The organism is Verrucomicrobiota bacterium (assembly GCA_037139415.1).
GTDB lineage: Bacteria > Verrucomicrobiota > Verrucomicrobiia > Limisphaerales > Fontisphaeraceae > JBAXGN01.
On sequence record JBAXGN010000011.1, the window covers coordinates 54,835 to 66,737 of the forward strand.

Here is an 11,903-nt window from a genome sequence, read left to right on the forward strand (position 1 = left end):
CCATTATAACACACTCCCGCCATCAGCGCAAATGGTGGAGTGATTTTTATGAATTTTTAATGTTTTGGGGCGGCCTTTTGATTAGCTCAAACGCAATTGATACGCGAACTTGTATCCATGAATGATTTACTATTCATCGTACTGATTGTTGGGTTCTTTGTGGTGAGCGGCCTTTACGTCCGCTTTTGTGAAAAACTATAGGAACACTTATGGAAACCTTAATCGTGGGCCTCGTTGCCCTGCTATTGTTCGTTTATCTATTCGTGGCCGTGATTTGGCCGGAAAAATTCTAACCACACCGTTATGAGAAATACCGACTGGCTGCAACTGGCCCTCTTCGTCACCGCGCTCGCGGCGATCACCAAGCCGATGGGGCTGTATCTCGTGCGCGTGCTCGATGCCAACGGCAGAACCTGGCTCGATCCCGTCCTGCGACCATTGGAGCGGCTCACCTATCGCCTGATGGGGGTGGACTCCGGCAAGGAGCAGGATTGGAAGCAATACACCATGGCCATGCTGCTCTTCAGCCTGGTGGGTTGCCTGTTCACCTATGCCATCTTGCGGCTGCAACACCTGTTGCCGCTGAATCCGCAAGGGTTCGGGCCGCTGAGCCCCGATCTCGCGTTCAATACCGCCGTGAGTTTCGCGACCAACACCAACTGGCAAAGCTACGTGGGCGAAACCACGATGTCCTATCTCTCGCAGATGGTCGGGCTGGCCTTCCACAACTTCGTTTCCGCCGCGACGGGCATCGCGATCGCCGCCGCGCTGGTCCGGGGTATTGCGCGGCACTCGACCCGGATGCTCGGCAATTTCTGGGTGGACCTGGTGCGGGTCACCTATTACCTGCTGCTGCCGATCTGCCTGGTATTCTCCATCGTGCTCGTCTCGCAAGGCATGATTCAGAACTTCAAGCCCTACACGAAGGCTAAACTTACGGAGTCTTTCACCATTCAAGTTCCCAAGACCGACGACAAGGGGCAACCGGTGATGACGAATGTGGCCGTGATGGTTCAAGTGCCCAAGTTGGACGCCCAGGGCAAACCCATGCTGGCCAACGGGGTCGCAGTAATGATGGAGGTGCCGCAACTCGACGCCAAGGGCCAACCGGTCATGACCAACCTGCCGGTGATGGTGGACCAGAAAGTGGAGGAACAAACCATCGCCCAAGGCCCGATGGCCTCGCAGGTTGCCATCAAGATGCTCGGCACGAATGGCGGCGGTTACGCCAACGCCAACGCGGCGCACCCGTTCGAGAATCCCACGCCGCTGTCCAACTTCCTCCAGATGCTTTCGATCTTCGCCATCGGTAGCGGGCTGACGTATTACCTTGGCCGCATGACCAAGAATCAGGCCCACGGGTGGTCCGTGTGGGCGGCCATGATGGCGCTGTTTCTCGCCGGTACGTTGGTGTGCTGGTGGGCGGAGGCCCATGGGAATCCCATTCACCAACAACTTGGCATCGCCGTTGCGGACGGCAATATGGAGGGCAAGGAAGTCCGTTTCGGCATCTCCAATTCCGCGTTGTTTGCCACCGTGACAACTGACGCCTCCTGCGGCGCGGTCAACGCGATGCACGATTCCTTTACGGCGCTGGGCGGTTTGGTCCCATTGTTCAACATGCAGCTTGGCGAGATCATCATCGGGGGCGTGGGTGCGGGGCTTTACGGGATGCTTGTATTCGTCGTGCTCGCCGTGTTCATCGCGGGCTTGATGGTTGGGCGCACGCCGGAATACCTCGGCAAGAAGATCCAGGCGTATGAGGTTAAAATGGCGATGCTGGCCTTGTTGGTACTGGCGGTGTCCATCCTCGGTTTTTCCGCGTGGGCATCCGTCAGCAAGTGGGGGTTGGACGGTCTGAACAACGCCGGCCCGCACGGGTTGAGCGAACTGCTTTACGCCTATAGCTCCGGCACGGGCAACAACGGCAGCGCCTTTGCCGGACTGAGCGCCAACACACCCTGGTTGAACACGACCCTCGGTCTGGCGATGTTGATTGGCCGGTTCCTGATGATCGTGCCGATCCTGGCGCTGGCCGGCTCACTCGCCCAAAAGAAAATCGCTCCGCCCAGCGCCGGGACGTTCCCGGTCTCCGGCGGCACGTTTGTGGTCCTGCTGCTTGGCACCGTCCTGCTGGTCGGGGCGTTGAACTTCCTCCCGGCACTGACGTTGGGGCCGGTGGTCGAGCACTTTCTCAACCTGCAAGGCAAATTGTTTTAACCTTTTATCTCAAATCCCATGACAACTAAACCGGCATCTCTCTTCGACTGGAAAATCATTCTCCCCGCCATCGGCGACTCGTTCAAAAAGCTCGACCCGCGGCTGATGATCAAGAACCCGGTCATGTTTGTGACCCAGGTTGGTGCGGTGCTGACCACCGTAGGCATTTTTACTTCGCCCACGGAGCGGGGCTTCATCGCCCAGCTTGCCGTCTGGCTCTGGTTCACCGTGCTCTTTGCGAACTTCGCCGAAGCGGTGGCGGAAGGGCGCGGCAAGGCGCAGGCGGACGCGCTGCGCAAGGCGCGCAAGGACACCGTTGCGCGACGCCTCCGCAATGGGCGCGAGGAAAAAATCGCCGCGCCTGATTTGCTGAAAGGGGACCTGGTGGTGTGCGAGGCGGGCGATGTCATTCCCGCCGACGGCGAAGTCATGGAAGGCATCGCCAGCGTGGACGAATCGGCCATCACCGGTGAAAGCGCCCCGGTCATCCGTGAAAGCGGCGGCGACCGCAGCGCGGTCACCGGCGGCACCCGCGTTATTAGCGACCGTATTGTCATCCGCGTCACGATGGAGAAGGGTCATGGTTTTCTCGACCGGATGATCGCCATGGTGGAAGGCGCCACGCGCCAGAAAACGCCGAACGAAATCGCCCTGACGATTTTGCTCGCGGCGTTGACGTTCATCTTCCTGCTCGTCTGTGTGACGCTGAAACCGTTCGGCATTTACTCGGGCATGACCTTTTCGGTGCCGGTGCTGATCGCGTTGCTGGTGTGTTTGATTCCCACCACGATTGGCGGGTTGCTCAGCGCCATTGGTATCAGCGGCATTGATCGGCTCATTCGCCGCAACGTCATGGCGACCAGCGGACGCGCCGTGGAAGCCGCCGGCGACGTGGATGTGCTGCTGCTCGACAAGACCGGCACCATCACCCTCGGCAACCGCATGGCAACGGCGTTTCTTCCCGCGCCGAACGTCAAGCCCGAACGCCTGGCCGACGCCGCCCAGCTCGCCTCGCTGGCGGACGAGACTCCCGAAGGCCGCTCGGTAGTGGTGCTGGCCAAGCAACAATTCAACTTGCGGGGCCGCGACGTGGCTGGACCGCACGCCAGGTTTGTACCGTTCACCGCCCAGACGCGCATGAGCGGGGTGGATTTTCCGCCGGCGGATGGCTTGCCCGCGCGCGTCATTCGCAAAGGAGCGGCTGAGACCATGCGCGTCTATGTGGACCAACTCGGCGGACAGTTTCCGCAAGCCGTCGCGCAGACCGTGGACGAGGTTTCGCGGTCCGGCGGCACCCCGCTGGTGGTCGCCGAAGGCCGTGAGGTGCTCGGGGTTGTGCAACTCAAGGATGTGGTCAAGGGCGGCATCAAGGAACGCTTCGCGCATCTCCGCAAAATGGGCATTCGCACTGTCATGATCACCGGCGACAACCCGCTCACTGCCGCCGCCATCGCGGCAGAAGCCGGGGTGGATGACTTCATGGCGCAAGCCACGCCCGAGGCGAAACTCAAACGCATCCGCGAAGAACAGGCCCAAGGCCATCTCGTGGCCATGACTGGCGACGGCACGAACGACGCTCCGGCATTGGCACAAGCCGACGTGGGTGTGGCCATGAACACGGGGACGCAGGCGGCACGGGAAGCCGGCAACATGGTGGACCTGGATAGCAACCCCACCAAGCTTATTGATATCGTGGAAATCGGCAAGCAGATGCTCATTACCCGCGGTTCGCTGACGACCTTCAGCATCGCCAACGACGTGGCCAAGTATTTCGCGATTATTCCGGCAATGCTCATGGCCACCTTCCCCGCGGTCGCGCCGCTCAACATCATGCGGCTGGCCTCACCGCAAAGCGCCATCTTGAGCGCGATCATTTTCAACGCCCTCATCATCGTTGCACTCATCCCGCTGGCCCTGCGCGGAGTGGCCTATAAACCCATTGGCGCGTTGGCCATCCTCCAGCGCAACCTGCTGATCTACGGTTTGGGCGGGGTCGTCGTTCCGTTCATCGGCATCAAGTTCATTGATATTGTCATCACCAACCTCAAACTCGCCTAAAACTTATGAAAGAACTATTTTCTCATCTTCGCGGTGCCGTAATGTCCACGCTGGTCCTGGCCGCCGTCTGTTGCGGCGTGTACCCTTTGATTGTGTTTGGCATCGCCCAGGCGGCCTTTCGCGATCAGGCCAACGGCAGCCTGATCGTGGACCGAAATGGCACGGTGCGCGGCTCTAAATTGCTTGGCCAGGGCTTCACGGCGGACAAGTACTTTCACCCGCGCCCCTCGGCGGCGGGCAATGGCTACGATGCCGCCAACTCCGGTGGCAGCAACCTGGGGCCGACTTCGCAAAAGCTGAATGATGCCATTAAAGAATGGATCGCGGCCTATCGGAAGGAGAACGGGCTGAAGGATACCGAGCCCGTTCCTGCCGATGCCGTCACCGCGTCAGGCAGCGGCCTGGACCCGCATATTAGTGTGCCGAACGCCGAACTGCAATTGGCGCGTGTCGCGAAGGCTCGCGGATTTGATCTGCAAAGAGTCCGCGCATTGATTGAGCAAAATACCGCCAAACCTGATTTCGGTTTGCTCGGAGATTCCGGCGTGAATGTGGTTCTCCTGAATCTCGCACTCGACTCACAGACCGCGAAGCCTTGAAAGGCAGAATGGCAACCAAGTGCCCTATAATTGATGACAAACTCATGGATATAATTACCCAAACCATGTGTCGTGTATGAAAACCAGGAACAAACCACTGCTTGACTGGCAACTATGGGGGCCATGGCGCGGCAGTCTGCCACCGGAAGATTCTTCCCAACCTCAGCCAGCGAAAACCGATGAACTACAAAACTGGCAACTATGGGGCGCATGGCGTAAAACAGAGACACCCGAGGAAGGTAGTGCGGGGGACAATGCGAAACCGGTGACGAACGTGTTCAAACCGGACCCAGCGTTGGATGAGTTATGAACTTTCGGTGGAATACATCGCCTGATGGCGTTGGTTTATTCGATGTCATTCTGGCTATCCTGCTTGCCGCTGGCTGTGGTTTGGGGTTGCGGATTTATTGGTGGCTCTTCGGCACTCCGTTGGTGCGGCTTTGGCAATGGGGGCGCGACGCATGGCATGAGGCCCGCCGTGAATACGACTATTCGTCCTCGGACGAAGGCTCGTTTTTCTCCACACCTCTGAAGTGGCTCTGCCATAAATTGTTCGCTTGGGGTCGACACGTGCATTTACCGTCCAAAAAAGGCTCTGGTGTTGAGCCCGGGAATGGTTGGTGACCGCTCTGGAAACAGGTTTTCTATGCGAACTACCGGTCAATATTTTACTACTCAATCGGGCTCGGACGAAGTAATAATAGTTCGCGATGGACGAAATGCGCCCTAATCCAGACGTGCTGCTGGCATCCCTGCAAAAGCAGGACGCTCAGGCGAAGCGCGGCAAGCTGAAGGTGTTCCTCGGCATGGCGCCGGGCGTGGGCAAGACCTATGCCATGCTGGAAGCGGCTCGCCGTGAACAGGCCGCCGGACGCGACGTGGTGATTGGCTACGTGGAAACCCATCGGCGCAAGGAAACCGACGCTCTGACCGAGGGTCTGCCGATTATTCCCCGGCAAAACACCGAATATCGTGGAGTGGCGCTGGCGGAGATGGATCTTGATGCGGTGTTGGCGCGGCGACCGCAACTTGCGCTGGTGGATGAGTTCGCCCATACCAACGCGCCCGGATCGCGCCATCCCAAACGCTATCAGGACGTGCTGGAACTGCTCGAAGCGGGCATGGACGTGTTCACCACGCTGAACATTCAGCACATCGAAAGCCGCGCGGAGGCGGTGCGACAAATCACCGGTGTCAATATTCGCGAGACCCTGCCCGACACGGCGTTGGATGGTGCTGATTTGGAGCTGGTGGATCTGCCCCCCGAGGAATTGCGCGCCCGGCTGGCCGCCGGCAAGGTGTATCTCCCGGAATCCGCCCAGGCGGCGCAGGAGCATTTCTTCCGCGCTGGCAACCTGGCCGCGTTGCGTGAATTGGCGTTGCGTTTCGCCGCTGAGCAAGTCGGCCAGGATGTGCTCGCCTACCGGCAGGCGTATCACATCGGCGATCCTTGGAAATCCGGCCAGCGCTTGCTGGTCGCGGTGAGCCCGAGTCCTTCCTCGGCGTCGCTCGTGCGCTGGACGCGCCGGCTGGCCGGGGAATTGCAGGCGCCTTGGGTGGCGGTGTATGTGGAAGGCACCCATCCGCTGAATGAGGAAGAGCAGGCGCGGCTGGCGCGCCACCTGGCGCTGGCCCGGGAACTCGGAGCCCAAGTCATCACGACCACCGATGAGGATGCGGTTCGGGGCATTCTCCGCACCGCCCGCGAGCAAAACACGACGCAGCTCGTGGTGGGAAAACCCGTGGGTTGGCGGGTGCTTGATCTGCTCCGCGGCGGCTCGCTGCTGAACCGGCTGATCCGCGAAAGTGGCCAAATTGACGTCCATGCGGTGCGTGCTGAAAGCGATGATACCGTATTGCGTTCGCCGTCCGCGCCACCCTTGGAGCGTGCCGATGCTCGTAATTACTTGCTGGCGCTCAGCGTGGTCGCCGGGGTCACGGGTCTCAATGCCCTGCTGCAACGTGAGCTGGGGTATCAATCCCTGGCGTTGATTTATCTTTTCAGTGTGGTGGTGCTGGCCATGTTTGTTGGTCGCGGTCCCACCCTGGCGGCGGCGACGCTCACCGCGTTGTTGTGGAATTTCTTTTTCGTGCCGCCCATCTTCACGTTTCGCATCAGCGGGGCAACGGACACGATGCTGTTTTTCACCTACTTTGCCGTGGCTTTGGCGATGGGGCATCTGGCCGCCCGGCTGCGCGCCCAACAGGCCGCCGAACGCCGGCGCGAAGAGCGCGCCACGGCGCTGTACCTGCTGACCCGCGAGCTGGCCGGTGCCTCCGACTTTGCCGATCTGCTGGCCATTGTGGTCCGCGAGGTGGCCAAGGCATCCCAGGCCGAGGTGGCGCTTTCCTTGCTGGACGAAGCGCAAGTCGGCCGGCTGACCCCTTACTTCGCCAGCACCTGGACTATGAGTGAGAAGGAAGAGAGTGTGGCGCTGTGGGCGTTCGCGCACCGGCAGCCAGCCGGACGCCTGACGACCACGCTTCCGTCGGCGGAGGGATTGCACCTGCCCCTCGTGGCCGGAGAGCGGGCCGTGGGGGTGCTGAGTCTGCGCTTCCGCGACGCGGTGCCGCTGTCGCCCGCCCAGCGGGATTTGATGGACACGTTCGTCCGGCAAATTGCCTTGGTGCTCGACCGGCAACGCCTGCGGGATGCGGAGCAGGAGGCCAAGTTGCTGGCGGAATCCGAGCGTCTGAGCAAAACGCTGCTCAATTCAATCTCGCATGAAATGCGCACGCCCATTGCCGCCATTACCAGCGCCGCCAGCAGCCTCAGCGAAAGCGGGGGCGGTGGGAGCCGGGAATTCCAGCAAACCATGACCGGCGAGATTCAGGAGGCGGCTGGTAGATTGAATCGGCTGGTCGGAAACCTGCTCAACATGACGCGGCTGGAAGCGGGTTATGTCAAAGCCAGACTGGACTGGTGTGATGTGCACGATTTGATCCAGGTCACCATCAAAGAAATCCAAAAGGACATGGCGCAGCACTTGGTCACGGTGGAAATCCCTTCTGGGCTGCCGCTCGCGCGCATGGACTTTGTGTTGTTGCAACAGGCGCTCACCAACCTGCTGCTGAACGCGGCGACCCATACGCCGCCGGGAACGGCGGTCCAAGTCCATGTATCCACGGAAAACAAAACCCTGGTTATTGCCGTGGCCGACACCGGTCCCGGCTTGGCGCCGGATATCGTCGAGCGCGTTTTCGACAAGTTTTACCGCGCTCCCTCGGCCGCCGCAGGCGGCACGGGTTTGGGGCTATCCATTGTGAAGGGCTTCATGGAAGCCCAGGGCGGACGCGTCCAGGCGGCGAACCGGCCCGGCGGCGGCGCGGTGTTTACCCTCCGGTTGCCGCTGGGCGACCCGCCGCCGGTTACTCCCGAGGTGAATCCATGACTGACAAATCCACCATCAAACCAACCGCGTTGATCATTGACGACGAGATCCAGATGCGCCGCTTGCTGCGGGTGAACTTGGAATCCAACGGCTATCGCGTTGTGGAAGCGGCCAATGGGCAGGAGGGCATCACCCAGGTTGCCCAATGGCGACCCGCCGTGGTCGTGCTGGATCTGGGATTGCCGGATATGGATGGGGTCACAGTTCTCAAACGCCTTCGCGAATGGAGCCAGGTGCCGGTGGTGGTGCTTTCCGTGCGCGACCGTGAGGAAGACAAGGTCGCCGCGCTGGATAATGGTGCCGATGATTACGTTACCAAGCCTTTCAGCACCGGCGAATTGCTCGCCCGATTGCGTACCGCGCAGCGCCACGCCCAACCGGCGGCGGAGCTTACCGTGTTTCATGCGGGCGAGCTCGAAGTGGATCTGACCGCGCGCCTGGTGAAGCTGAAAGGCAGGGAAGTCCGCCTGACCGCCACGGAGTACAATCTCTTGCGCCTGTTTGTTTTGAACGCGGGCAAGGTGTTGACCCATCGGCAAATCCTGCGCGAAGTCTGGGGGCCGAACGCCGTCGAGCAAACGCACTATCTGCGGGTTTACATTGCCCACCTGCGGGAGAAATTGGAGCTGGATCCCGCCAGCCCCCAACTCATCACCACCGAACCCGGCATTGGCTATCGCCTGATTGCCTGAAAGGAATTTGCTTTTTTGAGCCATACAGACCTCCTATCGCCGGACTGGCCGCGATGCGGTTAGCAAGGTCAGGGAGCCAGCGAAAGGGCGAGGAGCGATGGGGAAGAGGGATATTGGGCGTAAAAACATGCTGCTGAGAGAGGTTGTCGGATGTAAAAAAAAGGACTATGGTGATTCCGAACTGTGATCGCTACTCCGTCAAAGACTGTTTGCCATCCGGGCGAATCTCGCACCGGCAAGCATGCTTTTGCCCGGCACCTTCGACCCTCGGTTGAACAGGAACTTGCGGAATGTGAGGACGAACTGGAGAAACGCCATATACTGGGGCAGTTCCTCACGCCTGATGCCATGGCTGATTTCATGGCTTCTCTTTTTACGGACCACTGGCGTACCATAAACCTGCTTGATGCTGGAGCCGGAGCTGGGGCCCTGTCCGTCGCCCTGGTGCGTAAAGTCTGTGCATCTCACCATAAACCAAGGGAGATTACCATAACGGCTTATGAACTCGATCCCGCCTTGCTAGCAGTATTGCGCGATAACTACGCCCGATGCCAGGTTTTGTGCGCGCAGGCCGGTATTCACTTTTCCGCGATTGTTCACCATGCGGATTTCATTGAAGCAGTGACGCCCATGGTGCGCGGAGAATTATTCGCGCCACCAGCGCCCAAATTCAATTTGGCCATTGTCAATCCGCCTTACCGAAAAATCCGCAGTGATTCCACCACGCGCCTGTGCTTGCGGTCGGCAGGCATCGAAACCAGTAACTTGTACACCGCGTTTCTGGCGTTGATTATTCGGTTGCTTGCCAATGACGGCGAACTGATTGCCATCACTCCGCGTAGTTTCTGCAATGGCCCATATTTCAAACCCTTTCGCGAGGATTTTCTGGCGCAAATGGCTTTGCGACGACTGCATGAATTTGAATCGCGCTCGGCGGCTTTCAGTGCTAATGACGTCTTACAGGAGAATATCATTTTCCACGCAGTAAAATCCCGGCAGCACTCGAAGCAGGTTATTATCTCCAGCAGCAGCGGCGAAGCCCACGGCAAGGTGAAACAACGCGAGGTTGAATACCACGATGTGGTTTCCCCATCCGACCCTGACCAATTCATCCACTTTGTTGGCGACGACAACCAAGCCAAAGTCCGGAAGACCATGCAGCAACTCAGCACCAGCCTTCCAGATCTTGGGCTTACGGTCTCCACTGGACGGGTAGTGGATTTTCGTGCTCGGGATTTCCTGCGGCAGCAACCGGAACGCGGCACGGTGCCGCTAATTTATCCCTGCCACTTCAATGGTGGTTTTGTAAACTGGCCCAAACCAAAAGGGCGCAAACCAAACGCCATTGTGGATGACAAAAATACGCGGGAATTGCTGGTGCCCGCCGGGGTGTATGTGCTGGTGAAGCGGTTTACCTCCAAGGAAGAACGGCGTCGGGTAGTGGCCTGCATATACGACTCCGAGCGGATCAACGCCGATTGGGTTGGGTTTGAAAATCACCTGAATTATTTCCACACAAATGGGGTCGGTCTGCCGGATGGCTTGGCCAAAGGTTTGGCGGCATTTCTTAATTCGACCTTAGTGGATGCGTTTTTTCGTCAATTTAACGGCCATACACAGGTCAATGCCACTGATTTGCGTAGTCTTCGTTATCCCTCCAAAAAGCAACTCTTCCAATTGGGGCGGGAAGTGGGCGCCCATGGTCTGGAGCAAGCGCAATTGGATTTGTTGGTAGAAAGGGTTCTGGATGTCACGAGCTAATAAAACCTCATGGAACGCCGCAGAGGCGAAACAAAAAGTCAAAGAGGCCATGGAAATGCTGACCGCTTTGGGCTTGGGGCCAAAGCAGAGTAACGAACTGGCAGGGTATGTATTGCTCGCCATGCTTGACATCAAGCCTACGGACGACTGGACAGCGGCAACGAATCCGTTGCGTGGTATTACGCCCATTATTGATTTTGTTGCCAAACACTATCGCCAGCGTTATGCACCCAACACGCGCGAAACTGTGCGAGACGAGGCGGTGAAGTACTTCGTCGAGTTTGGCATGCTGGTTCGCAATCCGGACAATCCCAACAGACCCACCAATAGTGGCAACACCGTTTATCAAGTTGAAGCGAATGCGCTCGACCTGTTCAGAGTGTCCGGCACCTTGGATTGGCCACCTACGCTTCGCAAGTACCTGGCTAAACGCGTTAAAATTAAAGGGGAACTGGATCGCCACCGCCAGATTGCGCGAATCCCTGTCACCCTGCCTGATGGTGAGATGGTGATGCTTTCCCCTGGGGGCCAGAATCCTTTAATCAAGCAAGTGATTGAACAATTCTGCGCCCGATTTTCGCCCGGTGGGGTAGTGGTTTATATCGGCGATGCTGAAAATAAGTTTGGGCACCTGCATACAGCCTACCTCACCAAGCTGGGTGTGGTTATTGATTCAGCGGATAAAATGCCCGATGTAGTGGTTCACGATACCAAGCGTAATTGGCTTTTGCTGATTGAAGCTGTCACCAGTGTGGGGCCAATAGATGGCAAGCGCCGCAAGGAATTGAAAGAGCTTTTCAAACAGAGTTCTGCGGGTTTGGTGTTTGTCACCGCCTTTGAAAACCGGAAGACTATGCAAAGTTTTCTGCCGCTGCTTTCATGGGAAACAGAAGTATGGGTGGCGGAGGCCCCAGACCACTTGATACATTTTAATGGGGAAAAATTTCTTGGGCCGTATCCGGATGCCATGCCAAAGAGCCCGGCAGGCACTGTTGTTTAGTGTTGCCAGCCAATCTTTTTGCCATGTCCTAATTCCCATCTGCGCCGCATGAAGTAGGCAGGTCAATTGTTTGGCAACCGCAGTTACTGCAAACTGGAAAAAAAGCGGCTCCAACGCGGTTGGTAGGTAGAGCCCGTCCCGGAAAAGCCGTTTTCAAAACATGCATAAGATAAGCTATAAG

General features: G+C 58.4%; 8 protein-coding genes. All 8 read left to right on the forward strand.

Annotated features, from left to right (window positions below):
- Window positions 1–209 precede the first annotated feature (209 nt).
- The 8 genes from kdpF to WCO56_03465 all read left to right on the forward strand — a co-directional run bounded on the left by kdpF (window position 210) and on the right by WCO56_03465 (window position 11,722).
- Entirely contained in the window at window positions 210–293 is an 84-nt protein-coding gene (gene kdpF / locus WCO56_03430) for a K(+)-transporting ATPase subunit F (GenBank protein MEI7728590.1), read from the forward strand.
- Between the two features lie 10 nt (window positions 294–303).
- On the forward strand, window positions 304–2,220 hold the full coding sequence (kdpA, locus tag WCO56_03435; GenBank protein MEI7728591.1) for a potassium-transporting ATPase subunit KdpA: 1,917 nt from the start codon (window positions 304–306) through the stop codon (window positions 2,218–2,220).
- A gap of 18 nt (window positions 2,221–2,238) precedes the next feature.
- Window positions 2,239–4,278 carry a potassium-transporting ATPase subunit KdpB gene (gene kdpB / locus WCO56_03440; GenBank protein MEI7728592.1) on the forward strand — a complete coding sequence of 680 codons (2,040 nt, stop codon included), beginning with the start codon at window positions 2,239–2,241 and terminating at the stop codon, window positions 4,276–4,278.
- A gap of 5 nt (window positions 4,279–4,283) precedes the next feature.
- A complete protein-coding gene (gene kdpC, locus WCO56_03445) occupies window positions 4,284–4,877 on the forward strand; it encodes a K(+)-transporting ATPase subunit C (GenBank protein MEI7728593.1) in 594 nt (197 codons plus the stop codon).
- 710 nt (window positions 4,878–5,587) lie between these two features.
- Window positions 5,588–8,269, forward strand: coding sequence for a sensor histidine kinase KdpD (locus tag WCO56_03450; protein ID MEI7728594.1), 2,682 nt, complete (start codon window positions 5,588–5,590; stop codon window positions 8,267–8,269).
- On the forward strand, window positions 8,266–8,961 hold the full coding sequence (locus tag WCO56_03455) for a response regulator (GenBank protein ID MEI7728595.1): 696 nt from the start codon (window positions 8,266–8,268) through the stop codon (window positions 8,959–8,961). Before WCO56_03450 ends, WCO56_03455 begins: the two co-directional genes overlap by 4 nt.
- Window positions 8,962–9,144: 183 nt before the next feature.
- Window positions 9,145–10,722, forward strand: coding sequence for an Eco57I restriction-modification methylase domain-containing protein (locus tag WCO56_03460; GenBank protein ID MEI7728596.1), 1,578 nt, complete (start codon window positions 9,145–9,147; stop codon window positions 10,720–10,722).
- Window positions 10,709–11,722: a BsuBI/PstI family type II restriction endonuclease gene (locus WCO56_03465; protein ID MEI7728597.1), complete on the forward strand. Its 1,014-nt coding sequence runs from the start codon at window positions 10,709–10,711 to the stop codon at window positions 11,720–11,722. The genes WCO56_03460 and WCO56_03465 overlap by 14 nt, the downstream gene beginning before the upstream one ends.
- Window positions 11,723–11,903 lie beyond the last annotated feature (181 nt).

Bases quoted from the DNA above. Each gene is read 5' to 3' on its own strand.
- kdpB (MEI7728592.1), top strand. From the start codon at position 2,239: ATGACAACTAAACCGGCATCTCTCTTCGACTGGAAAATCATTCTCCCC.
- kdpF (MEI7728590.1), top strand. From the start codon at position 210: ATGGAAACCTTAATCGTGGGCCTCGTTGCCCTGCTATTGTTCGTTTAT.
- WCO56_03450 (MEI7728594.1), top strand. From the start codon at position 5,588: ATGGACGAAATGCGCCCTAATCCAGACGTGCTGCTGGCATCCCTGCAA.
- WCO56_03465 (MEI7728597.1), top strand. From the start codon at position 10,709: ATGTCACGAGCTAATAAAACCTCATGGAACGCCGCAGAGGCGAAACAA.
- kdpA (MEI7728591.1), top strand. From the start codon at position 304: ATGAGAAATACCGACTGGCTGCAACTGGCCCTCTTCGTCACCGCGCTC.
- WCO56_03455 (MEI7728595.1), top strand. From the start codon at position 8,266: ATGACTGACAAATCCACCATCAAACCAACCGCGTTGATCATTGACGAC.
- kdpC (MEI7728593.1), top strand. From the start codon at position 4,284: ATGAAAGAACTATTTTCTCATCTTCGCGGTGCCGTAATGTCCACGCTG.